The following is a 23,509-nucleotide window of genomic DNA, read 5'->3' on the forward strand; positions in this document are numbered from 1 at the left end:
GGGCAGCACGTCGCCGCCCACCGGCCGGGCCAAACTATGCATTTCCAACAGGGTTTGTAGACTTTTGGAGCGTGAGTACCCGAATGGGGACCCCCCACCGCCCCGATCACGCCGTCCGCGCCCTCGTCGTCGACGCCCACGAGACCACCCGGATCGGCCTGGCCGTCCTGCTGCGGCGCGAGCCCTGGATCAGCCAGTGCCACCTGGCCGCCGACCAGGGCGAGGCCGTCGTGCTCGCGCGCCGCCACCGCCCCGACGTGGCGGTCCTCGACATCTCCAACATGGGCCCGTTCGTCGCGCTGGCCACCTCGGCCCTGCGCGACGCGCACCCCGGCATCCAGATCGTGCTGACCTCGCGCTGCGGCGGGCGCGCGACCGTGCCGGCCAACGCCGGCGCCGCCGGCTTCCTGGCGCCCGACACCACCGCCGCCGAGGCCGTGTCGGCCGTGCGCGCCGCCGTGCTCGACGGCGCGGCTGCGCCGGACCGCTCGCCGGCCGCGCCGGACGGCGCGGCCGGCGAGCTGACGGTGCGCGAGCGCCAGGTGCTCGAGCTGATGGCCACGGGCGCGACCAACCGCGAGATCGCGGCCGCGCTGCACCTCGGGCCCGACACCATCAAGAAGCACGCGACCTCGCTGTTTCGCAAGCTCGGCGTGCGCAACCGCACCGAGGCCGTCCAGCGGGCGCTGACGCGCTTCGTCTAGAAGGCCACCGCCCCGTTCACCGCAGGCCGCGGGCCGCGTTCTCGGCCGACACCGGCGGCACGAGCCCGGCCACGACGTAGGACACGCCGTCGCGCTCGAAGCTGACGATGGTGCCCAGCGCCGTGGCCAGCTCCCGGCCGGTGGCGCCGTCGACGTTGACCTCGGGAAGCGGCAGCCCGGCCAGCGCCGGGCGGTCCTGCTTCGCGCGCTCGAAGACGACGATGGAGCCGAGGCCCTTGCCGTAGGTGATGAGCGCGCCCTTCTGCGCGCCGTCGCCCGCGATGCGCACCTCGTTGCGCGGCAGCCCCGCCAGCTCGTCGGGCGCCGACAGCGGGAAGCTCAGCGCCTTGCGCGCCTCGTCGAGGCCGGTGGCCGCGCCCGCCGGATGGCCGGCGCCGGCGTGGGTCCCGCCGCCGGGCTCCACGTCGACCGTCTTGGCGCCGGGGTGCGCGCGCGCCGCGAGTTGCGCGTCGCTCACCGGGCCGTAGGCGACCTCGGTGACCGCGAGCTCGAGCACGGGCTGCTCGTCGTCCTGGGCGTAGACGGCGGCGCGCAGCGGCACGCCCTTCTCGGCGTCCCAGGTCAGCTCGCCGGCGGCGAGCAGGCCGCCGTCGTCCTTCGGCGCGACGCGGACGGTGTAGCTCGGCCGGCCCGCGGTCGTGCCGGGCTCGGGCTTCGAGATCGTGACCTGGTCCAGGAGCGGGCCGACGACCTTCATCAGCGAGGCGGCCCCGAGGCCGGCGCCGTTCAGCGCGTTCGCGGCGCCCGACGGCAGGGTGAAGCGGTACTGCGTCTTGCTGGTGCCGTCGTAGACCGTCACGCGGTGGCCGTCGGAGACGATCTCGGCGTCGCCGTCCTGGCTGGTGAGGTCCAGCCGCAGGCGGCCGTCGCGGTTGAGCCAGAGGTGGCCGTCGGCGCCGGCCGCCAGAGGGGACCGCGCGCCGGGCGGCAGCGATCCGGCGGGCAGCAGGCGGTTGGTGAAATGGATCTGGGCGCTGACGCCCTGGACCTGCGGGGCCTGGCGGACCGCGTCCATCACGGCCAGCGCCAGCGGGCGCTCGGGCGGCTTGGGACCGCCGCCGCGCAGCGTGGCCTGGGCGATGCCGCCGGTCAGGCCGAGCACGCCGACGACGGCGATCAAGGCGTACAACCTGCGGCGGGGGAGTGAGGAGAGGGGTCGCATGAAGGGTGTTCTACGGACGATCCTTGAGGGATCCGTGAGACGCCGGCGCGGCACGGCGGGGCGGCGCGTCGAGCAGCGGCAGGTCGATGGTGAAGCGGGCGCCGTCGACGGCGACGTGGCCGCCGTGACGCTCGGCGATCGCCCGCACGATGGCCAGGCCGAGGCCCGATCCCTCGCCGGCGGCGCCTGGCCCGCGCCAGAAGCGGTCGAAGGCATGAGCCGCCTCGCCGGGAGCGAGGCCCGAGCCCTCGTCGGCCACGGTCAGCCACACCCGCCCCCGGGCCGCGCCGACCTCCACGGCGATCGCGCCGCCGGGCGGCCCGTGCCGGCGAGCGTTGTGCACCAGGTTGATCGCCGCACGCTCCAGGGCCTGGGCGTCGGCCGCGACGAGGATCGCCCGGTCGCCGTCGCCGTCGGCGACCACCACCGTGGCCCGGTCCTCCGCGTCGGCGGCCGCGGCGGTCCGCGCGACCGCGACGAGGTCGACCGGCGCTCCGGCCGCCGGCGCCGCAGCGTCCTCGCGCGCGAGCGCCAGCAGGTCGTCGAGCAGCACGCTGAGGCGCGCGACGTCGCGCTCGATGTCGGCCATCGCGCCCGGCTCGGCGCCGTGCCGGGCGACGTATGCGGCGTTGCCGCGCAGCGACGTCATCGGCGTGCGCAGCTCGTGCGAGGCGTCGCCGACGAAGCGCCGCTCGGCCTCCCGCGCCCGCTCGAGCGACGCGAGCATCGCGTTCAGCGTGCGGGCCAGGTCGCCGACCTCGTCGGCGACGTCGGGGGTCGTCAGGCGCCGTGCGGCGTCGCCCGTGCGCTCGATGTCCCGCGCGCCGGCCGACAGCCGTCGCAGCGGGGCGAGCGCCCGGCCCGCCAGCAGCGTCGCCAGACCGGCGGCGAGGATCGCCGCGGCCAGCCCGCCGATCACCACGATCCGGCGCGTGGCGCCGAGCGTGTCGGCGTTCTCGGTCGTCGTGCCCGCCACGACCACCGCGCCGCCTGCCGCCGGGCCGCCGCCGACCGCGCTCAGCGGCGCGGCGTAGATCCGGACCGGATCGGTGCCCAGCTCCGCGTCGCCGTAGGCGGCCTGGCGGCCCACGAGCGCCCGGCGCACCGTGGGCGACTGCGGCAGCACGCGCGACCCCAGGGCGTCCGAGCGCGAGACGAGGCGCCCGTGCCGATCGAGGACCTGCACGTACAGCGTGCTCCCGGCCAGCCGGCCCTCCAGCGCGCCGGGCGTCGTCAGCAACTTCGGCGTCGAGGCCGACAGCCGCGCCACGTCGACCGCGCGCGCCCGCAGCCCGCGATCCATCGTGCGCCCCAGCTGGCGGTCCAGCCGCGCGACGACCAGCACGCCCAGCAGCGCCACCGCCAGCACGATCGCCGCCGCTGCGGCGGCCGCCATGCGCGCGCGAAGGGTGATCGGCCTCACGGCAGGTCGAGCCGGAAGCCGAGGCCGCGCACGGTGTGGATCAGCGGCGGGTCGCCGAGCTTGCGGCGTAGGTAGGCCACGTAGCGGTCGACCACGTTGGCGGTCGCCTCGTCTTCGCCGCCCCACACGTGCTCGAGCGCGGCCTGGCGCGTGACGACCGCGCGGCTGTTGCGCAGCAGCAGCGCCAGCAGCTCGGCCTCCCGGCGCGTGAGGGCGACGGTGGTGGTGCCGCGGTGCGCGATCGCCGTCTCGGGATCGAGCCGCAGGTCGGCGAAGGCCAGCGCCTCGCTCGGCGGGCGGTTGCGGCGCAGCAGGGCGCGCAGCCGGGCCGCGAGCTCCTCGGCCTCGAAGGGCTTGACGAGGTAGTCGTCGGCGCCCGCGTCCAGGCCGGCGACGCGATCCTCGAGCGCGTCGCGCGCCGTCAGCAGCAGGATCGGGACGGCCAGCGCCTTGGCGCGCAGCCGCCGCGTGACGGCCAGGCCGTCGAGGCCGGGCATCGCGACGTCGAGGACGATGACGTCGGGCAGCGAGCGCTCGACGCCGGCCAGCGCCGCGCCGCCGTCGGCCACCGCGGTGACGGCGTAGCCCTCGGCGACGAGGGTCCGCTCGAGCATGCGGCGGATCGACGCGTCGTCGTCGACCAGGAGGACGGAAGGACCGTGCATGCCTCGTCCATTGTTCAGGACGCGGCGACCCGGACGCGCCCGGACGCGCCGAGCCGCTCGAGCAGGCCGCCCAGCTCGCGCCCGGTCGAGTCGAGGCGTGGTGTCGGTCCATGGCTCACGATCGCGAACCTAGGCGCGCTCCCTGAGAGAACCGTGAGGGGCGCCGCCTCTGCACACGGTCCTGTCTGTGGTAGACACGCCCGTCATGAAGCGCGTCGCCGTCACGACCGCGACGATCGTGGTCGCCGTGAACATCTGGACCGGCTGCCCGCTGCTCGCCGTCTGGGTCGGTTCCAAGGCGGCCGGCGAGCGCGGGCTGAGCATGGGCGCCGTCGGCGTCGTCATCGTCGTGCTCGCCGCGTCGACCATCGCGATGGCCACCCTGCTGGCCTGGCTGACCGCCATCTACGACGAGCTCGTCGGGCGCCCGCCGGCGGCGCGCCGGACGTCGCCCTGGCTGCGCAGCATGCGCGGGGAGAGCAAAGCGCTCGCACGCGAGCACCAGGGCATCACGGCCACCGAGCGGGTGATCATCACGAGCGTCGTTGCGTGCGTGCTCGCGTTCGAGGTCTGGTTCGTGTTCTTCGCAGGATCGTCGCTGGCGGGCGGGTAGATCAGGCCGCCGCGAACGAGTGCGCGTCGACGCGGTTGCGGCCCGCGCGCTTGGCGGCGTACAGGCGGCGGTCGGCGAGGCGGACGAGGCTGTCGACGTCGTCGGCGGCCGGCGCCGAGACCACGCCGATGCTGGCGGTGATCGACATGCCCGGGGCGATCGCCGCCCACGGCTCGGTGGCCACGGCGGCACGCAGGCGCTCGGCGCAGGCGTTGGCCGCCAGGGCGTCGGTGAACGGCATCACCACCACGAACTCCTCGCCGCCGGACCGCGCGACGACGTCCGTTGCGCGCACGGTCTCGCGCAGCAGCTCCGCCGCCCGCGCCAGGACGCGGTCGCCGGCCAGGTGGCCGAAGCGGTCGTTGACCGCCTTGAAGTGGTCGAGGTCGACGGCGGCGAGGCTCAGCGGCTCGCCGTCGGGCCGTGCGCCGAGGCGCTCGAGCGTCGCGTCGAGGAACCGGCGGTTGTAGAGGCCCGTGAGCCAGTCGCGATCGGCCTGCTCGCGCAGCTGCGCCTGGAGCGCCTCGAGCTGCTCGGCGCGGTCGGCCAGCTCGCGGTGCGCTGCGGCGAGCTGGCCCAGCGCGGTCTCGAGCTCCTCGTTCTTGGCGGCCAGCACCTCCGCCTCGCGGCGGGCCGCCCCGTGCTGCACGACGGCCCGCTCGAACTCGCGCTGCAGCTCGGTCAGCTCCCGGAACGCGAGCCGCTCGAGCTCCGCGCTCTCGGCGAGGGCGAGGAAGGCCTCCTCGGTGCGCCGCGCCTGGTGCAGCGCGGTGGCGACGTCGCGCAGGATCATGCTGCGGGCCTGCGGCACGGCGCGGCCGAGCCGGGCGACGGCCTCGCGCCCGCGCTCCCAGGCCTCCTCGGCCCGGCCGGCGGCCAGCAGCGCCTGGACCTCGACGCACACGGTCATCCCGAGCAGGTACGGGTTCAGATCGCCGCCGGTGCTCAGGTGCTCCATCGCGGCGCGAGCGTCGGCGAGGGCTTCCGGAACGCGCTCCGCGGCCAGGTGGATCGCGGCCCGCGTGCACGACAGCACGCCGAGCGCGAACCGGTTGCGCGGCGCCACCCGCTGCGCGACCGCGAAGGCTCGCCCGATCTCCTCCATCGCCTCCGGCAGGGCGCCCGCGACCATGCGCAGGTGGGCGAGGTCGTTGCGCGAGATCGCCTCCTCCCAATGGTCTCCGTGCTGCACCGCCAGCACCAGCAGCTCGTCGAGGCGCTCGGGCCACTCGGGGACGTCGAGGTTGCCCAGGACGATGCACGCGCTGCGGCGCGCGTAGACGCGCAGCCCCAGGTCGCCGTCGCCGTCGGCGACCGCGATGCAGCGCTCGGCGTGGCGCAGCGCGTCGCGGTAGGAGCCGGAGAAGAAGCTCAGCTGCGCCTCCAGCGCGGCGACCTCCACCGTGGCGGCGGAGTCGCCGGCCGCCTCGGCCTCGGCCTCGGCCTCGGCCTCGGCGGCGAGGGCGAAGGCCGCGTGCATGCCGCCGCGGTTGAGCGTGATCATGCCCTGCAGGGCGAGGGCGCGGGCCCGGCCCGCAGGGTCGCCGAGCGCGCGGGCGTGGGTCTCGCAGCGAACCGCGACGGCCATCGCCGCGCCGGGCGCCTCGTGGTGGGCGGCCCGGGCACCGTCGAGCGCCCGCGCGATCTCGCGCCGCGGGTCGGCGGCGTCCGCGCCGGGCGCCGTGGTGATTCGGGACGAGGCCATGCCGTCTCCCCGTCACTCGGCCGCCGCGCGCGGTTCTTGAGGACCGTCCGGCCCGCGGGGTCAGCCGGTCGGGCCGCCGCGGGCGCCGACGGCGACGCCGGCCGCCTCGTCGATCCGGAAGCGCCAGTCCGTCCCGGCCTCCCAGCGCGCGAGGATCTCGCGCTCGCCGGGCCGTGCGAGGTCGTCGAGCACGACCGTCGCGCCATCCACGAGGCGCGGCGCGAAGAACTCCAGCGCCGGCGCGCGCCGGTGCTCCTCCCCGGCGTGGAACGCCGGGGGGCCGTCGACCACGAGCAGGTCGATCTCGGCCGGCAGCGCGGCGAGCGGCGCCGGGGCGTACCACGGCGGATCGCCCTCCAGCGGCGCGTGCACGACCTGCGCGATCGCCTCGAGCGACTCGCGCCGCAGCAGGTCGGTCACCAGCGCGGCCCAGTCGCCGTCGTGCTCGACGGCGACCAGCGAGCCGGCGCCGCGCTGGCGCAGCAGGCGCGCGAGGACCACCGTGCTCGCGCCGCTCCCGCACTCGACCAGGCGCGTGCGGCCGCGGTGGACGACCTCGTTGGCGACCACGACCAGGCCGGCGGGACGCATCGCGCCGGTGCTCCAGGGCAGGTAGCCGCCGCCGTCGAGCAGCGGTCGCAGGACGTGCCAGGCGTGGAGGTCCTCGGCGTGGTGGGGGTCGTCGGCGAAGCCCGTCACGCCGGGACCGGCTCGCACAGCTCGACGTAGTCGCGCTCGTAGAGCGACGCGATCCGCGAGATGTGGAACTGCTGCGCCCACGCGCGGGCGCCCGCGACGTCGGTGCGGCGCCGGCGGGTCAGCAGGTCCTCCAGGGCGGTGGCGAGCGCGGGCGCGTCGGCGGGCTCCACGATCAGCCCGCGGTTCAGCGCCAGCGTCTCGGGGAAGCCGTCCACGCGCGTGCCGACGACCGGCACGCCGAGCCCCATGGCCAGCACGGCCGACTGCGAGAAGGCCTCGTCGCGCGACGGGCAGACCTGAACGGAGGCGCGACGGACCCACGGCGCCGGGTCGTCGACCCAGCCGCACAGCTGGATGACGTCCTCCAGGCCGGCCTTGGCGATCTTGTTGCGCAGCGCGCGCTCCATCTTGCCGGAGCCGAGCAGGTAGACCGGCGGCGGGTCCTCCATCAGCGCGACCGCGTCGACGAGCACGTCCGGCCCCTTGTCGGCGGTCAGGCGGCCGGTGAAGACGATGCGCGGACGCGGCAGGCCGTCGCGCTCGGCGGCGTCGAAGCCCTCGACGGGCGACACCCCGCGGACCACGCGTCCGGCGGGCAGCCCGGCGCGCAGGATCTCCGCGCGGGCGCCCGGGCTGTGGGCGTAGAAGTGATCGATGCGATCGATCGCCTCGGCCATCGCGTCGAGCTGCGGCTCGCCGGGCCAGGCGTAGTCGTTGTGCTCGCTGGCCAGCAGCGGCACGCCGGCGGGCATGGACTGGGCCGCGGCCGACCAGGCCCCGAACATGTGCGCGTGCACGACGTCGGCGTCGCCCAGGCGCGGCTCCAGCCAGTCGACGAACGCCGGATCGCAGCGCCATTGAAGGTCGTCGTCGCTGCCCATGAGCTCGGGCTCGACGCCGTGCGCACGCGCCATGGCGATGCCCGCCTCCGTCGCGTACCCGACCAGCAGCCGCGTCGGATGGCCGCGGGCGGCGAGTGCCCGAGCGACGCGCAGCAGCGACAGCTGTGCACCCCCGGGTTCCAGCTTGGCGAGAACCCTGGTGATATGCACTCCTACGACTGTAGGAGGTTCGACGTTGAAGCGTGGTGAACGGTCGGTGAAGTCGAAGTTGCGATCGCCAGCGGCTCCGGCCGCCCGTAGAGCCACCCCTGCGCCAGCACGTTGGCCGCGTCCCAGCCGAGCAGCCGCGCGAGCGAGGCGTCGGTGACGTCGGAGACCTTGCCCGCCGGGTCGGTCACCATCGGTCAGGTCGTCGGCCACCGCCGCCGGCGCTCGCGGTCCGTTCACGAGATGGTGCGCGGGGCCCTCGTGGCCGGCTACACCGCCTCGAGGACCATCGCATTGGCCAGCCCGCCGGCCTCGCACATCGTCTGCAGCCCGTACCGCGCGCCGTTCTGCGCCATGGCGTTGACGAGCGTCGCGGTGATCCGCGCGCCGCTGGCGCCGAGCGGATGGCCGAGGGCGATCGCGCCGCCGTTGACGTTGACCCTGGCGAGGTCGGCGCCCGTCTCGCGCTGCCACGCCAGCACGACCGACGAGAACGCCTCGTTGACCTCGAACAGGTCGATGTCGTGCACCGACAGCCCCGCCTTGCGCAGCACCTTGGCGGTCGCGGGGATCACGCCGGTGAGCATGTACAGCGGGTCGTCGCCGACGACCGCGAAGCTGCGCAGGCGCGCCCGCGGCTCGAGGCTCAGCTCGCGCGCGACCTCGGGCGTCGTGATCATCACGGCGGCGCTGCCGTCGTTGGTCGGGCTCGAGTTGCCGGCCGTCACGCGCCAGTCGATCTGCGGGAAGCGCTCCGCCATCGCGGGGTCCTCGAACGCCGGCTTCAGCCCGGCCAGCGCCTCCAGCGTGGTGCCGGGGCGGATCGACTCGTCGACCGCGACGCCGTCGATCGGCACGATCTCCTCTGCGAAGCGACCCTCATCGGTGGCCTGTGCCGCGCGCCGGTGGCTCTCCAGCGCGAACCGGTCGAGCTCCGAGCGCGGCAGCTCCCACCGGGCGGCGATCAGCTCGGCGCTGATGCCCTGGGGCACGAGGCCGTCGGGGTACCGCGACGCGACGCCGGGGCCGAACGGGTCGTCTCCGGGACGGACGTTTGACCACATCGGCACGCGGCTCATGCTCTCCACGCCGCCCGCGATCACCACGTCGTAGGCACCGGCCATCACGCCCTGCGCCGCGAAGTGCACGGCCTGCTGCGAGCTCCCGCACTGACGGTCCACGGTGGTGGCCGGCACCGACTCGGGCAGCCCGGCGGCGAGCACGGCGTAGCGCGTGGTGTTCATCGCCTGCTCGCCGACCTGGTCGACGCAGCCGCCGATGACGTCGTCGATGCGCTCCGGATCGATCCCGGTGCGCGCCACGAGCTCGCGCAGGCTGTGCGCCAACAGGTCGACCGGGTGGATCGGGTTCAGCGCGCCCTTGCCGGCCTTGCCGCGACCGACCGGGGTGCGAACCGCGTCGACGATGACCGCTTCACGCATGGGATGGTCCTCTCATGACTTGCATATCCAACTGACGTTGCCAGGCAGCGTATCGAACCTCGGTTGGATATTCGAACCTACTCGGCGCTACGCTCCGAGCGGATGCCCGCCGCCGACGCCACGCCCCGCCCCTGCGCCATCGCGGACGCGCTCGAGCTGATCGGCGAGCGGTGGTCGCTGCTCGTCGTGCGGGAGCTGTTCTGGGGCAACCACCGGTTCTCGGAGATCGCCCGGCGCACGGGCGCGCCCCGCGACATCCTGAGCACGCGGCTGCGCCGCCTCGTCGATGCGGGCGTACTCGAGAAGCGCCCCTACAGCAACCATCCTCCGCGCGCCGAGTACCACCTCACGCCGGCGGGCCGGTCGCTGGCGCCGGTGTTGATGAGCATCCAGGAGTGGGCGCTGCACCACCTCGAGCAGCCCGAGGCCGGCGTGATGCGGATGGCTCACGGCGACCACGAGATCGACCCCGTGTCGAGCTTCGCGTGCCGGACCTGCGGCAAGGCGCTGCCCAAGGCATGACGGCTGCCTCAACGTGCGTCGTATCGCTCATGATCCGTCCCCGCAGCGTCACGACGACAACCGATAGGGTGGCGTCAAGGGCAAGTTCATCAACGCCCTGCAGCGCGTCGAGCTCGGCCGCTACTTCCAGGTCGGGACGTGCCCGGACCCCAGCCAGGGCGAGGAGCTGCAGGCGCTCAGCCCGCTGGAGATCGACGTGCTCAGCCAGTTCTTCCCGGCCACCAAGGCGCTTGCGGCCGCGCCCAAGCCGACCTACGCGCCGGGTCGCCACTGCAACGTGCGCGGCCTCACCGACCTGGGACGGCACCTCGTGCGCCGGATGATGTCGAAGGGCATGCTCGTCGAGATGGACCACATGAGCGAGAACGCCCGCGAGGACGTGCTGAAGCTCGCCGAGCAGCAGCGCTATCCGGTGGTCTCGGGCCACAGCGACACCGGCGGCACCTGGACGACGAGCGAGCTTCGGCGCCTGACCGCGCTGGGCGGCGTCGCGTCGCAGACGCTCGCCGGCCCGGCCGAGCTGGCGCAGAACATCGTCGCGCGGCGGCGCTACCGGTCCCCGGACCACTACTTCGGCGTGGGCCTCGGCACCGACACGGGCGGGTTCTCCACGCTGCCGGCGGCGCGCCCCGATGCCGCCGCCAGGCCGCTGGCCTACCCGTTCCACGTCAACGGGTCGGCGGTCTCCTTCACGCGGGAGCGCACGGGCGAGCGGACCTTCGACCTCAACACCGACGGCGTCGCCCACTACGGCCTGCTTCCCGATCTGCTCGCCGACATGGCGAGCCGGCCGCACGGCAAGGAGGCGACCGCCCTGCTGTTCCGGTCCGCCGAGTCGTACCTGCGGATGTGGGAGCTCGCCGAGCGACGCGCACCGGCCTGATCGCGGCCGCTACGGTTGCCGGGCACGCGGTTCGGGCACCCGCGGCGAGACCCACCATGTTCGACCACGTCACCATCCGCGTCGCGGACCGCGCCGTCTCCGAGCGCTTCTTCGAGACGGTCCTGACCCCGCTGGGCATCGACACGACTTACACCACGCACGCCTTCACTGCCTGGCACGACTTCATGGTCACCGAGACCGACGGCGACCACCCCGTCACGCGCGGGCTCCACGTCGCGTTCTCCGCACCCTCGCGCGAGCAGGTCGACGCCTTCTGGCAGGCCGGCGTCGACGCGGGACATCCCGACGACGGGCCCCCGGGCCCGCGTCCCCAGTACCGCGACGACTACTACGGCGCCTTCCTGCGCGATCCCAGCGGCAACAGCGTCGAGGCCGTCCACCACGGCGCGCGGCGCCGCGACGGCCTCGTCGACCACCTGTGGATCCGCGTGGCCGACCTCGCCGCCGCGACCGCGTTCTACCGGACGGTCGCCGCGGCGGCGGGACTGGACCTGCGCCACGCCGGCCCCGAGCGCACGACGTTCGGTGGCGGCCCGGCCGGCGGCTCGTTCTCGCTGGTGCCCGGCCCGCCGACCGAGCACCTCCACATGGCGTTCCCCGGCGACGACGACGCCGTGCGCCGCTTCTTCCACGACGCAACCGCCGCCGGCCACCGCGCCGGCGGGCCGCCCGGCGAACGCCCCCAGTACCACCCCGGCTACTACGCCGCCTACGTCTTCGACCCCGACGGCAACAACATCGAGGTCGTCGACCACCACCGGTCCTGACCCCGCCGCGCCGCCCGAACGCGTAGAACTGTCGGATGGACGCCCTGACGACGATCACGTACGCGGTCGACGAGCGGATCGCGAGGATCACGCTGAACCGGCCCGATCGCGGCAACGGCCTCACGCCGCAGCTCATCGGCGAGCTCGTCACGTGCGTCGAGCGCGCCGATCTCGACCCCGCCGTGCACGTGATCCTGCTGGCGGGCAACGGCAAGGGGTTCTGTGGCGGGTACGACCTCGTCGACTCCGCAGAGGCCCTGGCCGCCGGCCCGGCGCAGGGTGCGGAGCCGCCGACCGGATCCCCGCTCGACGCCGCCGTCCAGGCCAGCAACCACGATCCGCGCGGGACCTGGGACCCGATGGTCGACTACGCGATGATGAGCCGCAACGTCAAGGCCTTCATGTCGCTCTTCTCGTGCGGCAAGCCCGTCGTCTGCAAGGTCCACGGCTTCTGCGTCGCCGGCGGCACCGACCTCGCCCTCTGCTCGGACCTGCTGGTCATCGCGCAGGACGCCAAGATCGGCTACCCGCCGGCGCGCGTGTGGGGCTCGCCCACGACCTCGCTGTGGGCCGACCGGCTCGGCGCGCAGCGCGCCAAGCGCCTGCTCTTCACCGGCGACTGCCTGTCCGGCGCCGAGGCGCTGGAGTGGGGCCTGGCCTCGAGGCGCCACCCGCCGACGAGCTCGACGCCCGCGCCGACGCGCTGGTCGCGCGCATCGCGCAGATGCCGGTCAACCAGCTGCAGATGATGAAGCTCCTGGTCAACCAGCAGACGATGAGCCAGGGCCTGCACGCCACCCAGGTGCTCGGCACCGTCTTCGACGGCATCACGCGGCACACCGCCGAGGGGTTCGCGTTTCAGCAGCGGGCCGCCGCCGCCGGCTTCCGGCAGGCGGTGCGCGAGCGCGACGAGCCGTTCGGCGACGCCGGCGGCGCACCGTCCGGGGTCACCCGCTGAGCCCGCACCGCCTCACTCGCCGAAGCCGGACCCCGCGATGAAGTCGCAGAAGCTCGGCTTCACATACCCGGGGACCTTCGCCTCGAGGATGTCGGTGTTCATCGTCCCGAAGGCCGTGTCGGGCTTGCAGCGCATGCCGGCGGCGAACGCCTCGACGATGCCCTTCTTGAAGCCGGTGCGCGGGTGGGCGGCGACGACCTCGTCGCGCAGCGCCGCGGGGACCTCGTGGAAGCCCTGGCCGAGCACGTCGAGCTCCACGCCGGCGGTCACCAGCTCGACCTCGGGCTGCTTGTAGCGCGGGATCCCCGGGGTCGTGTGGAGCGCGATGGCCTCCCACACGGTCATCACCGCGTCCTCGTCGACGCCATGGCCTTCGAGGAAGCGCCGGGCCGCGTTGGCCCCGTCGATCTCGAACCGCTCGTCGGCGCTGCGGTGGCCCTCGACGAGTCCGATGTCGTGGAACATCGCCCCGACGTAGAACAGCTCGGGATCGAACGGCAGGTCGCGCTCGGCGCCCACCAGGGCACCCCAGAGGAACACGCGCCGCGAGTGGTCGTAGAGCAGCTGGGTCGAGGTGTCGCGCACGAACGTGGTGGCGTCCTGCGCCAGCGCGCTGTCAGGGATCGCGACGCCGGCGATGGTCGCGGTCGTGGTCATGACCTGTCCTGCCGGGCCGGGAGGTCCTGCCCCGACGGGCGGGCGACGCCGAATCGCCCGGTCCGGGCCGGTGCCGCGGCGGCCGCGGCGCCCGGCTGCTCGACGCCCCAGGGCTCGGCGGCGGCCTCACGCGGCTGCGGTGCGATGACGACGACGCCGTACAGACGCGCGGCGAGGACGGCGCCCGCGAGCGGTCCAACGACGAACGCCAGCAGCCAGTCGCCGATCGGGCCGAAGCCCCCGAACACGGCCGGGCCGAAGGCACGGGCGGGGTTCAGCCCGGCGCCGGTCAGCGGCGCGATGCACATCACGGCCAGCCCGAGCGTCGCACCGATCACGAACGCGCCCCACGCGCGGTCGCCGCGCGGGTTGACCACGGTGCCCATGATCGCCCACATCAGGAAGAACGTTCCGATGCCCTCGGCGAGCATGCCGCGCACGGCGGACCCGTCCAGGAACTTCCCGGTCACCACCTTGGGCGCGCCGAAGTGCGCGGCGGCGCCGGTGCTGTTCATCATGACCTTGACCAGCAACACGGCCAGGACGGCACCCACCAGCTGCATGAGGACGTAGGCACAGGCGTCGACGAGCCCGATGCGGCGCGTGCTGAGCATCCCGAAGGTGACCGCCGGGTTGAAGTGCGCGCCGCACGCGCCGCCGAGCGCCGCGATGAGGAGCATCAGCGCGAAGGCGTGCACGAGGCCCACGACGGCGAAGTCCGGGCCGCCGATGCCGATAGGCGGAGGTGCCGAGATCGACAGCACCAACACGATGAACAGCACGAGGCCGAAGGTGCCGATCAGCTCTGCGGCATACGCCGCAGGACGGCCGAGGGGAGCTACGCCGGCGGCGGGTGCGCGGCGGGTGACGGCGTTCAACATATTGGACTCCTGGGAAGTGACAGCGTCACCGCCAAACGGTACGGACGGCCCCGCGCTCGGCGACAAGCCGGGCCGCTCAGGCGATCCCCAACCGCGATCGCCGGGCGCTCAGCGCGGCGTCCGCCACGGACGGACGCGCCGGTCGCGCAGCAGCGCCCGCGCGGCGCCCCGGCCGCTCATCCCGTGCACCGCGCCGCCGGGATGGGTCGACGCACCGGCGACGTACAGCCCCCGCAGCGGCGTGCGGTAGCGAGCCAGCTCCGGAGCCGGCCGGAAGATGAGCTGCTGGTCGAGCTCCAGCGTCCCGCCGCCCAGATCGCCGCCGACCATGCTGGGGTTCTCGGCCTCGGTCTCCCGCGGCGCGCGCGCGGCGCGGGCCAGCACGCGTTCGGCGACGCCCGGTGCGAAGCGCTCGAGCTGGGCCTCGATGCGGTCGACGACCTCGGCGTCCTCCTCGTCGTAGCGCGCGGGGACGTGCGCGTAGACATACAACGTGTGCCGGCCCTCCGGCGCTCGGGTGCGATCGAAGAGCGACTGCTGGCCGACCACGAGCGCGGGACGCTCGGGCAGCTCGCCGCGCGCGCCCGCGTGGGCGGCGGCCCCGAGCTCCGTCAACGTTCCGGCCACGTGCACCACCGCCGCCTCGCGCGCCTCGGGCGCGGTCCACGGCACCGGCCCGGAGAGGGCGTAGTCGAGCTTGAACGCTCCGGTTCCGTAGCGCCAGGACCGCAGCCGTCGCTCCAGACGGCCGGGCAGCGCGCCGGGCTCCAGCATGCGACTCAGCGGCAACGCGCTCAGGGTGCTGAGGACCGCGTCGGCCGCGATCTCCTCGCCGCTGGCCAGGCGCACCCCGACCACCCGCCGGCCGCGGGTCAGGATGCGCGCGACCGGCGCGTCGCAGCGGACGCGGGCGCCCTCGCGCTCGGCGCGGGCGACGAGCGCCGCGCTGAGCGAGCCCATGCCGCCCTGCGGGACGGGCCAGCCGTGGCTGTGCCCCAAGACCTGGAGCAGGAGTCCGAACGCTCCGCTGCCGGCCGTCGACGGTGGCAGGCCGGAGTGCTGCGCCGACCCCGACAGCCAGGCGGTCGCCCGCCGGTCGCCGTCGAACAGCTCGAGCCCGAGCGCCTCGACGGAGCCGAGCATCCGGCGCGCCCAGTCCAGGCCGTCGCGGCGCAGCGATGCCGCGAGCACGAGCGAGCCGCGCACGGGCGGCAGCGGCGCGAGGATCGTCTCGACCAGCGTCGACGCCCGCGGCAGCAGCTGCGCCATGGCCTCGCTCCAACCCGCGCCCGCAGCTCCCAGCGACGACGCGGTCGCCGCGACGTCACGATGCAGGGCGATCGCCGTCCCGTCGTCGAACGGATGCGCCATCGCCGTCGCGGGCGTGATCCACGTGAGCCCTTCGCGCTCGAGCTCGAGCTCCCGCATCGCCGGCGAGGCGACCGTCATCGGCACGAACGCCGCATGATCGTCGTGGACGAAGCCCGGCAGCGTCCGCTCCGACGACGACGTCGCGCCGCCCGGCCTCGGCGCATGCTCGAGCACCTGGGTGTCCAGCCCGGCGGCAGCGAGGTGCACCGCGCTCACCAGCCCGTTGTGGCCGGCTCCGATCACCACGACCCGTGTCATCACCCGCCCCTACCCACGGACGTCACCGTACAGCCGCGCGCGTCCTTGTGTTGGGATCCCGTTAGGACGCTCCGCGAAGGGGAAGGACCATCGCGTCGAGGCGGTCCTCCCCGTACATCCGGACGCCTCCCAGTCCGGCGACGACCCATCGGAGCACCATGTCGCGTCTCACCGCGTTCGTCCTCACCGCCGTCCTCGCGCTCGGGGCCACGGCCGGCCTCGCCGCTGCCGCCTCCAGCCCGAGCTCGCCCGCGAAGGTCGGCGTGCGCACCACGAAGCTGGGCAAGATCCTCGTCAACGCCAAGGGAGTCACCCTCTATCTCTTCATGAAGGACAAGAACGGCAAGAGCGCCTGCACCGGCGCGTGCGCACAGGCGTGGCCGCCGCTGCTGACCAAGGGCCACCCCAAGGCCTCGGGCGGAGCAGCCTCCGCGAAGCTCGGCACGACCAAGCGCTCGGACGGCACCACGCAGGTCACCTACAACGGCCACCCGCTGTACACGTTCATCATGGACCACAACAAGCCCGGCGCCACGGCCGGGGAGGGCCTCAACGCCTTCGGCGCGGAGTGGTACGTCCTCGGGACCAAGGGCAACAAGATCGAGAAGTAGGGCAGACCGCGTCTCCGACGGTGGTGGCCTGAGGCGCGCCCTCAGGCCACCACCGCACCACCCGGGCGCGTCAGGCGCTCGATCAGCTCCCGATCGCGTTCGTAGCCGCCCGTCGGATGCACGATCTCGGGCGCGGCGTCCGGTGCCACAGCCCAGCGAACCGTCCCGTCGCCGTCGACCTCGCGGAGCACCTTGCCCTGCTCGTGCAGCCAGCGCACGTAGCAGTGCATCGCGTTGATGCTGAACGTGTACCAGCCGTCGTGGGAGAAGTTGAACGTGTCCTTGATCGGCAGCACCTCCGCGTGGAGGTCGACCAGGCTCAGCGGGCCGAAGCGGGCGAGCGCGACGAGGATGCCGCGCACCAGCTGCTGGTACTTGATCCGCAGGTCGAGCAGGTAGTCGCGCGTGTCCGTGACGCCGCTGCGCGGCAGGTTGTGCCCCGGGAACAGGTACTCGGCCTCGAGGGCCAGGCAGCGCTCGATCGAGTCGACGTGCTCGTCGGCCCGGCCGGCCGGCCACGGGTGGCAGGGAGACGGGAAGTACCAGACGTCGCCGAGGTAGAGGCTGCGCGTGCTCGGGTTGTAGAGCGACAGGTGCCCGGGGCTGTGCCCAGGCGTGTGCAGGACCCGGAGCTCGACGTCTCCGACCCGCAGCACGTCCCCGTCGTCGACGACCTCGTCGACCTGCACCGGGAAGTTCCAGTGGTCGCGCACCAGCTCCTCGGGCGTCAGCAGGTCGCCGGGGCCCGACAGGCCGAGATCGGCGGCGATCTCGCCGAGGTCGCCTCCGAAGGACTCCAGGTACTCGGGGCGCGAGGCGATGAACGGGTCCTCGACGGCCGGCCGCTCGATGCGGTGGCACACGACCTTCGCCCCGTAGCGCTCCTTGATGTACTGGCTGTTGCCGACGTGATCCAGGTGCCAGTGGGTCTGCACCAGGTACTTGAGGGTGAGACCGGGCCGGTCGAGGATCTCGCAGATCCGGTCGAGGACCCCGGACGGGTACTCGGGCACGGTGCGGAAGCCCGAGTCGACCATCGCGACCTCCCCGCCGCTGATGATGAACGACACCGTGGAGGAGAGCCCCGGGTAGATCTCACCTCCCGAGGAGGTGCAGTGGAGTCCGGGAAGCGAGATGCCGTCCGGCGTCCGCACCTCCGGCCAGAGCAGCTTGGTCATCAGGCGATCCTCGCCATCACGTGCTTGATCCGGGTGTGCTCCTCGAGCGCGTAGGCCGACAGGTTGCAGCCGTTGCCCGATCGCCCGTAGCCGCCGTGCGGCATCTCGTTGGCGAACATCATGTGGTCGTTGATCCACACGGTCCCGAAGTCCAGCCGCCGGGAGGCGTCCATGGCGGTGGCGAGGCGCTCGGTCCAGACCGAGGACGCCAGCCCGTAGGTGCTGTCGTTGGCCCAGCGGATCGCCTCGTCCGCGTCGGCCGCTCGCTGGATCGTCACGACGGGACCGAAGATCTCGCGCTGCACGATCTCCGACGCCTGGTCGGTTACCGCGATCAGCGTGGGCGCCACGAAGCAGCCCGGACCGTCGTGATCGCTTCCGCCCACGACGATCTCCGCTCCGCTGGCGGCCGCCCGGTCGATGAAGCCGCGTACACGGTTCTGCTGGCGCGCGGAGACCACCGGACCCATCTCGGTCGCCGCGTCGGCCGGCGCGCCCATGACGATCTCGCCGATCGAGGCGGCGAGGCGCTCGCGCAGCTCGTCGTGCACCGCGGCGGTGGCGATCACCCGCGTCGCCGCGGTGCAGTCCTGCCCGGAGTTCATGAAGCCCGCCATGCGCACCGCGGCGACGACGGCCTCCAGGTCGGCGTCGTCGAGGACGACCACCGGCGCCTTGCCGCCGAGCTCGAGGTGCATGCGCTTCATGGTCTCCGCTCCGTCGCGCACCACCTGGATGCCGGTGGCCACGTCGCCCGTGAGGGAGACCATGTCGACGTCGGGATGGCGCACCAGGGCGGCCCCGACCTCCGACCCCGTCCCCTGCACGACGTTCAGCACGCCGGGCGGGAAGCGGCCCGCTGCCAGCTCGGCCAGGCGCAGCGTCGAGAGCGGCGCCTCCTCTGACGGCTTGAGCACGAGCGTGTTGCCGGCCGCCAGCGCCGCGCCCATCTTCCAGCAGGCCATCATCAGCGGGTAGTTCCAGGGCGTGATGGCCGCCACCACGCCGAGCGGCTCGCGGCGGATCATCGACGTGTGGTCAGCGACGTACTCGCCCACCGACCTGCCCTCCGGCACGCGTCCGGCGCCGGCGAAGAAGCGCAGGGCATCCGTCGAGAGCCCGGGCTCGTCGGCGCTGACGCTGCTCGGCTTGCCGACGTCGAGCGTCTCCAACGCTGCGAGCTCCTCAGCGTTGAGATCGATCACGTCGGCGAGGTCGAGCAGCGCCTGGGCGCGCTCGCCCGGCGGCGTCCGCGCCCAGCCGGGCGCGGCGGCCCGGGCGGCCGCCACCGCACGGTCGGCGTCGCGCGGCCCGCCCTCCGGCACCTCGGCGATGGTCTCGCCCGTCGAGGGGTCGATCACCGCACGGGTCGCCGCGTCGAGCCCGCCGACGCGGTCGCCGCCGATCAGCAGCGCGTAGTCGTGGTCGTGCATTCGTCGAACCTCTATTCGATGGGGATTTCGCTGAACCGGCGGTCGATGTCGGTTCCGCGGCGGCGCTGCAGCATGCGGGCCACGTAGAACCAGGCGCAGCCGACGACGAGCACGCCGATCGCGGTGCGGATCGACGTGGGGGTGTTCGCCCCCTGCGCGTCGTCGACCAGTGTGCGGTAGATGATGAAGAGCAGGAAGATCGAGCCGACCGCCCCCGTGAAGGTGATCAGCGGCATGCCGAGGAAGCGGATGGCGGCCGGCGAGCTTCGGAACACGTCGGACTTCAGCCACGGGAAGGCGATGCCGGCGAGCGTCACCGCGCAGAAGGCGATCGCGAATCCGAGCAGCCCGGAGAGGACGACGAACAGGTCGGTGAACGCGTAGAGCGCGAGGATGATCTCGCCGACGACGGCCACCACGATCACCGCGTTGGCCGGGGCGTGGTGGCGCGGGTCGACCTTGGCGACCTTGGCGGGCGCGAGGCCGTCGACCCCCCACGCCAGCACGGCGCGCGATGCGTACAGCATCGCGGTCGCGGCGCCATAGGGGATCAGGACGACGGTCCAGATGCCCATGAGGATCGTGAGCGGGACGCTGTCGGCCACCAGGTAGCTCAGGGTGTTGGCGTAGTTCGGCAGCCCGTCGGGGAACTCACCCGTGCTGGTCGCCCGCAGGAAGTCGCTCCCGACCGCCTCGGTCAGCAGGAACGGGACCAGCATCAGGATGACCGCAGCGATGATCATCGACCCCGGGATGCCGATCATCTGGCTGCGCTTGATGTTGCGGATCTCCCCGCCGAAGGACACCGACAGCACCGCGAAGAGGATCGAGAAGGCCGGCCAGACCATGAAGTTCAACGTCTGGCCGAGGCTGAAGCCCGGGCTCAGGTCGGTGCCGGCCTTCTGTGCGGAGGCGATGACGTGGGCGTAGGCGCCCGCGCCCGCCTCCTGGTCGAAGTGCGCGCGGAAGTCGAACACCCCGACCGCGCCGAGCGCGACGACCACGAGGCTGAGCGTCAGGCTCGCCAGCCCGATGATCAGGACCGTCCGCTGCACGCGGAAGAACGAGCGCGTAGCCCGCGTGAGCATGAACGCGAAGATCAGCACGACGGCCGTGCCCGTCACGAAGATGCCGACCTTGCCGGAGAACCACGTGCCGATGTCGGTCAGCGCGCCGCTGCCGGTCTGCACGCCGAGCGTGGAGAACAGCGGCGACAGGCCGAACAGCGCGACGAACGCGCCGTTGAGCCCGATGTAGAACGCCTCCCAGAACGTCTGGCTGAAGCTCACGACGAAGCCCACCATCGGATGGACGACCCGGGAGAGGAAGACGTACTCACCGCCGGACCGGGGGTAGGCCATGCTGAACAGCGCGTAGGTGATGCCGACAGCCAGCGTGCCCACGAGGGCGATCGCCGTCGACAGCACGATCGAGGCGCCCGGGTAGAACGCCCACGACAGGATCGTGAAGATGACGAAGGCGAGGCCCATCTGGGCGATGCCGTAGAAGAGCGTGTCCGCGGTACTGACTTCGCGTACGAGCCCCGAGCTCTGCCGGACGAAGAGGCCGGCGGGTCGCTTCGGGGCCCCGGTGGGGGCGGGTGCTTCCGAATGCATGACCAAATCCTTTACTGGAGCGGATTGAGCGCGCTCAGCCGCTCACGAGCTGAGCGCGCTTGATGCCAGAGCGTCGATCCAGATCGATCAGCACGCCGTTGAGAATGCCTTCTTGGTACTCACTGCCCGGGTTGACCACGGTGGTGCGGCCGAGCTGACGGATGCCCTGCGACTCGTGGATGTGCCCGTGGATGCCCAGCAAAGGCTGGTACGTGTCGATCGCGTTGCGCACCGCGACGCTGCCGACGGGGATGAAGTCCGGCTCGCCGCCGGCGTTGTTGACGATCTGCAGCTCGTCGGTGAGCCGCGGCGCCGTGTCGATGCCGGAGTCGTACGGCGGCACGTGGAAGTCGAAGATCGCCGACTCCACGTCCTGCACCTGCGCCGCGAGCTCCGCGATGCGCCGCGCGAGCTCCTCCTCGGAGATGTCTCGCGGGCAGTTCCACGGCGTCTGGTTGGCAAAGCCCAGCCCCGCCATCTCGAACTGGTCGCCCACGCGCACGACCCGCCCCTCGGGGCAGACGACGCGCGCGGCGCCGTTCAGGATCTCGTCGATCTCCGGCTCGTCGTCGTTGCCGCCGCTGACGTAGCACTCCACCGAGCCGGCCGAGAGCCGCTCGTCGGCCATCGCCATCCAGCGCTCGACGCGCTCGCGCACGAGGTCGTTGAAGACGCGTGCGACCGCATCGGGGTCCTGCTCGTAGCGGTCGTGCTCCTCGCGCGTGACCTCCAGCGCGTACGACCCGGCCCACGCGATGCGCCGCTTGACGTCGACGAGGTCGTCGTCGTTGCGCACCGCGTGCTGGACGCCATGAAACAGGCACGTGACGCTGCCGTCCGGCTCGGTGACGATCGGCACCATGAACTTGCCGGTGATGTCGCCGCCGACGATCAGGACGTCGGCCTCGTAGAACTCGCCGCAGCGCAGGAACTTCTGCCAGCACTTGTCCGAGCCGTGGATGTCGGAGGTGAAGTAGATGCGCATCAGTCCTCGACCTCCTCGGGCAGCTCGTACCAGGTCACGCGCTCGCCGACGCGCGCGCGCAGCTTCCACTTGCGGCTCTTGGGGCGCTCGTCGATCGCCTCGCGCAGCTGCGCGGCGGCGGCCGCGGCGCGGCCGCCCACGTCGCGGTGACCCAGCTCGCCCGCGTACGCGGCGACCCGGTCCAGCACCTCGGTCGACGTGCGCCACCAGCCCCAGTCGGCGGCCAGGACGCCGGCGATCCGATCGGGGTCGACGGTGGTGTCGCTGAGCAGCGCCGTCGCATCCTGCAGGTCGCGCTCGTTGGTCTGGACGATCTGCAGCTTGGAGAGCAGCAGGTCGGCCGGGTCCAGGGTCAGCGGCCGGAGCTCCAGCCGGTCGGCCAGCTCCAACCGGTGGCACATCGTCAGGCGGTCGAGGAAGACGTCGACGCTCGCGCGCGTCTCGGGGTGCGCGTAGTTGAGGCGGATGCCCCCCTGGTAGAGGTTGAACTCCTCGTCGGGGAGGTACCCGAGCCCGGCGAGCACCGCGTCGATCTCGGGCCGCTGCCTGGCGCGAGCGACCAGGTCGATGTCCTTGCAGGTGCGCGCCAGGGGTCCGTCGACCGCCGACGGGCAGAGGCACCGCACCGCGATCCCGCCGACCATCCGCAGCGAGACGCCGGCCGCGTCGCCCGCCTCGACGAGGGCCCGCCCCAGCGCATCCAGGTCGGGCACCGGATCGGGAGGCGTGCGTGGGCGCTCGACGTCCATGACCGTCATGCACCCCTCGACGGCTGCAGGATCGTGCGCAGCGCCCGTCCGGCGGCGAGATCGTCGAAGGCCGCGTCGGCCTCCGACAGCGGCCGGTGGCCGGTGATCATCTCCTCCAGGCGCAACTCGCCCGAGCGGTACTGCTCCACGAGGATCGGGAAGTCGACGCGGGGCCTGACCCCGCCCATGTTGCAGCCCACGATGCGCTGGTCGTTCTCGGCCAGGCCCAGCAGGTCGAACGTCGCCTGGACGCCCTGCGGGGCCATGCCGACGACGACCGCCGTGCCTCCCACGCCGAGCGCCGCGACGGCCTGCTCGGTGACGCGGGCGGAGCCGATGGCGTCGAAGGCGTAGTCGGCGCCGTCCGGCAGCAGCTCGGCCAGGGTCGCCAGGACGTCGTCCTGGCTGCCGTCGATCGTGTCGGTGGCGCCGACGGCCGCGGCGGTCGCGAGCTTCTCGGGCACGAGGTCGACGGCGACGATGCGGCTGCAGCCGCCCATGCGGGCGCCCTGGACGATCGAGAGGCCCACGCCGCCGCAGCCGATGACGACCGCGGTGGAGCCCGGCGTGACCGCCGCCGTGGTGCGGGCCGCGCCCACGCCGGTGGCGACCGCGCAGCCGATGATGGCGGCGCAGTCGAACGGGATGTCGTCGGCCACGCGGATCGCTCCGCTGGCCGGCACGACGACCTCCTCGGCGAACGAGGCGACGCCGAGGTAGTGATGGACGTCGGTTCCGTCGGCGGTGCGCAGGCGGGTCGTGCCGTCGGCCATCACGGCGCCCGGGGCGACGCGCTCGCCGAGGACGGTGCACCGCGTCGGCCGGTCGGCCAGGCAGAAGCGGCAGCGCCCGCACGGCGCGATCCACGACAGGATCACGTGGTCGCCCTCGACGAGCTCCTCGACGCCTTCGCCGACCTCGACGACGACGCCGGCGCCCTCATGGCCGAGCACGAGCGGCGTCGGTGACTCCCACTCGCCGACACGGACGTGCATGTCGCTGTGGCAGACCCCGGCCGCCTCGACGCGGACGCGAACCTCGCCCGGGCCGGGCGCGGCGAGCGTCACCTCGGTGAGCTCGAGCGGACGGTCGGCACCGGTGAAGATCATTGCGCGCATGGGGAGTTCCTCCAATGG

23 protein-coding genes and 1 pseudogene are annotated in these 23,509 nt (G+C 73.3%); 7 read left to right on the top strand and 17 right to left on the bottom strand.

Features of this window, described 5'->3' with window-relative positions:
* Positions 1 to 71 precede the first annotated feature (71 nt).
* A complete protein-coding gene (locus tag VK501_RS11090) occupies positions 72 to 704 on the top strand; it encodes a response regulator transcription factor (RefSeq protein WP_324337473.1) in 633 nt (210 codons plus the stop codon).
* Positions 705 to 720: 16 nt separating this feature from the next.
* On the opposite strand, the gene VK501_RS11095 is transcribed toward VK501_RS11090, so the two are convergent.
* From VK501_RS11095 to VK501_RS11105, 3 genes are read right to left on the bottom strand one after another with little or no spacing between them, the layout of a single operon-like run.
* A complete protein-coding gene (locus VK501_RS11095; RefSeq protein WP_324337474.1) occupies positions 721 to 1,845 on the bottom strand; it encodes a hypothetical protein in 1,125 nt (374 codons plus the stop codon).
* Positions 1,846 to 1,897: 52 nt separating this feature from the next.
* On the bottom strand, positions 1,898 to 3,283 hold the full coding sequence (locus VK501_RS11100; RefSeq protein ID WP_324337475.1) for a HAMP domain-containing sensor histidine kinase: 1,386 nt from the start codon (positions 3,281 to 3,283) through the stop codon (positions 1,898 to 1,900).
* 23 nt (positions 3,284 to 3,306) lie between these two features.
* On the bottom strand, positions 3,307 to 3,975 hold the full coding sequence (locus VK501_RS11105) for a response regulator transcription factor (protein WP_324337476.1): 669 nt from the start codon (positions 3,973 to 3,975) through the stop codon (positions 3,307 to 3,309).
* Positions 3,976 to 4,180: 205 nt separating this feature from the next.
* On the opposite strand from VK501_RS11105, the gene VK501_RS11110 reads away from it, so the two are divergent.
* Complete coding sequence (locus tag VK501_RS11110) at positions 4,181 to 4,588, top strand: hypothetical protein (protein ID WP_324337477.1); 408 nt, start codon at positions 4,181 to 4,183, stop codon at positions 4,586 to 4,588.
* Position 4,589: 1 nt separating this feature from the next.
* Here the strand turns inward: VK501_RS11110 and VK501_RS11115 are convergent, their stop codons facing one another.
* From VK501_RS11115 to VK501_RS11135, 5 genes are all read right to left on the bottom strand, one after another.
* Positions 4,590 to 6,293 (bottom strand): diguanylate cyclase, encoded by a 1,704-nt coding sequence (locus tag VK501_RS11115; protein ID WP_324337478.1) that lies wholly within the window; start codon positions 6,291 to 6,293, stop codon positions 4,590 to 4,592.
* Positions 6,294 to 6,353: 60 nt separating this feature from the next.
* Entirely contained in the window at positions 6,354 to 6,992 is a 639-nt protein-coding gene (locus VK501_RS11120) for a class I SAM-dependent methyltransferase (RefSeq protein ID WP_324337479.1), read from the bottom strand.
* Positions 6,989 to 8,044: a glycosyltransferase family 4 protein gene (locus tag VK501_RS11125; RefSeq protein ID WP_324337480.1), complete on the bottom strand. Its 1,056-nt coding sequence runs from the start codon at positions 8,042 to 8,044 to the stop codon at positions 6,989 to 6,991. The genes VK501_RS11120 and VK501_RS11125 overlap by 4 nt, the downstream gene beginning before the upstream one ends.
* 2 nt (positions 8,045 to 8,046) lie before the next feature.
* Complete coding sequence (locus tag VK501_RS11130; protein WP_324337481.1) at positions 8,047 to 8,235, bottom strand: hypothetical protein; 189 nt, start codon at positions 8,233 to 8,235, stop codon at positions 8,047 to 8,049.
* 75 nt (positions 8,236 to 8,310) lie between these two features.
* The gene (locus tag VK501_RS11135; RefSeq protein ID WP_324337482.1) at positions 8,311 to 9,483 is read right to left on the bottom strand and encodes a thiolase family protein; all 1,173 of its coding nucleotides are present in this window, start codon (positions 9,481 to 9,483) and stop codon (positions 8,311 to 8,313) included.
* Positions 9,484 to 9,585: 102 nt separating this feature from the next.
* Between VK501_RS11135 and VK501_RS11140 the strand changes: the two genes are divergently transcribed.
* The 4 genes and pseudogenes from VK501_RS11140 (at position 9,586) to VK501_RS11155 (ending at position 12,634) form a co-directional block, all read left to right on the top strand.
* A complete protein-coding gene (locus VK501_RS11140) occupies positions 9,586 to 10,005 on the top strand; it encodes a helix-turn-helix domain-containing protein (protein ID WP_324337483.1) in 420 nt (139 codons plus the stop codon).
* 196 nt (positions 10,006 to 10,201) lie between these two features.
* Positions 10,202 to 10,888 (top strand): membrane dipeptidase, encoded by a 687-nt coding sequence (locus VK501_RS11145; protein ID WP_324337484.1) that lies wholly within the window; start codon positions 10,202 to 10,204, stop codon positions 10,886 to 10,888.
* Between the two features lie 56 nt (positions 10,889 to 10,944).
* Complete coding sequence (locus VK501_RS11150) at positions 10,945 to 11,676, top strand: VOC family protein (RefSeq protein ID WP_324337485.1); 732 nt, start codon at positions 10,945 to 10,947, stop codon at positions 11,674 to 11,676.
* A 35-nt stretch (positions 11,677 to 11,711) separates the two neighbouring features.
* Positions 11,712 to 12,634 (top strand): annotated as a pseudogene (locus VK501_RS11155) (crotonase/enoyl-CoA hydratase family protein).
* Between the two features lie 12 nt (positions 12,635 to 12,646).
* On the opposite strand, the gene VK501_RS11165 reads toward VK501_RS11155, so the two are convergent.
* From VK501_RS11165 to VK501_RS11175, 3 genes are all read right to left on the bottom strand, one after another.
* Complete coding sequence (locus VK501_RS11165; RefSeq protein WP_324337488.1) at positions 12,647 to 13,291, bottom strand: HD domain-containing protein; 645 nt, start codon at positions 13,289 to 13,291, stop codon at positions 12,647 to 12,649.
* Positions 13,288 to 14,172 (bottom strand): MIP/aquaporin family protein, encoded by an 885-nt coding sequence (locus tag VK501_RS11170; protein WP_324337489.1) that lies wholly within the window; start codon positions 14,170 to 14,172, stop codon positions 13,288 to 13,290. The genes VK501_RS11165 and VK501_RS11170 overlap by 4 nt, the downstream gene beginning before the upstream one ends.
* A gap of 108 nt (positions 14,173 to 14,280) precedes the next feature.
* Positions 14,281 to 15,801 carry an NAD(P)/FAD-dependent oxidoreductase gene (locus VK501_RS11175; protein ID WP_324337490.1) on the bottom strand — a complete coding sequence of 507 codons (1,521 nt, stop codon included), beginning with the start codon at positions 15,799 to 15,801 and terminating at the stop codon, positions 14,281 to 14,283.
* A 158-nt stretch (positions 15,802 to 15,959) separates the two neighbouring features.
* Between VK501_RS11175 and VK501_RS11180 the strand changes: the two genes are divergently transcribed.
* Positions 15,960 to 16,412, top strand: a complete 453-nt coding sequence (locus tag VK501_RS11180; RefSeq protein ID WP_324337491.1) for a hypothetical protein — start codon at positions 15,960 to 15,962, stop codon at positions 16,410 to 16,412.
* Between the two features lie 41 nt (positions 16,413 to 16,453).
* On the opposite strand, the gene VK501_RS11185 is transcribed toward VK501_RS11180, so the two are convergent.
* The 6 genes from VK501_RS11185 to VK501_RS11210 are packed head-to-tail and all read right to left on the bottom strand — an operon-like array spanning position 16,454 to position 23,491.
* Positions 16,454 to 17,590 carry an MBL fold metallo-hydrolase gene (locus tag VK501_RS11185; protein ID WP_324337492.1) on the bottom strand — a complete coding sequence of 379 codons (1,137 nt, stop codon included), beginning with the start codon at positions 17,588 to 17,590 and terminating at the stop codon, positions 16,454 to 16,456.
* The gene (locus tag VK501_RS11190) at positions 17,590 to 19,023 is read right to left on the bottom strand and encodes an aminobutyraldehyde dehydrogenase (protein ID WP_324337493.1); all 1,434 of its coding nucleotides are present in this window, start codon (positions 19,021 to 19,023) and stop codon (positions 17,590 to 17,592) included. The genes VK501_RS11185 and VK501_RS11190 overlap by 1 nt, the downstream gene beginning before the upstream one ends.
* Positions 19,024 to 19,034: 11 nt before the next feature.
* Positions 19,035 to 20,639, bottom strand: a complete 1,605-nt coding sequence (locus VK501_RS11195; RefSeq protein WP_324337494.1) for an APC family permease — start codon at positions 20,637 to 20,639, stop codon at positions 19,035 to 19,037.
* 34 nt (positions 20,640 to 20,673) lie between these two features.
* Positions 20,674 to 21,624 (bottom strand): hypothetical protein, encoded by a 951-nt coding sequence (locus tag VK501_RS11200; RefSeq protein WP_324337495.1) that lies wholly within the window; start codon positions 21,622 to 21,624, stop codon positions 20,674 to 20,676.
* A complete protein-coding gene (locus tag VK501_RS11205) occupies positions 21,624 to 22,373 on the bottom strand; it encodes a hypothetical protein (protein ID WP_324337496.1) in 750 nt (249 codons plus the stop codon). The genes VK501_RS11200 and VK501_RS11205 overlap by 1 nt, the downstream gene beginning before the upstream one ends.
* A 5-nt stretch (positions 22,374 to 22,378) precedes the next feature.
* Positions 22,379 to 23,491, bottom strand: coding sequence for an alcohol dehydrogenase catalytic domain-containing protein (locus VK501_RS11210; protein WP_324337497.1), 1,113 nt, complete (start codon positions 23,489 to 23,491; stop codon positions 22,379 to 22,381).
* Positions 23,492 to 23,509 lie beyond the last annotated feature (18 nt).

It is taken from the genome of Baekduia sp., assembly GCF_035318805.1.
GTDB lineage: Bacteria > Actinomycetota > Thermoleophilia > Solirubrobacterales > Solirubrobacteraceae > Baekduia.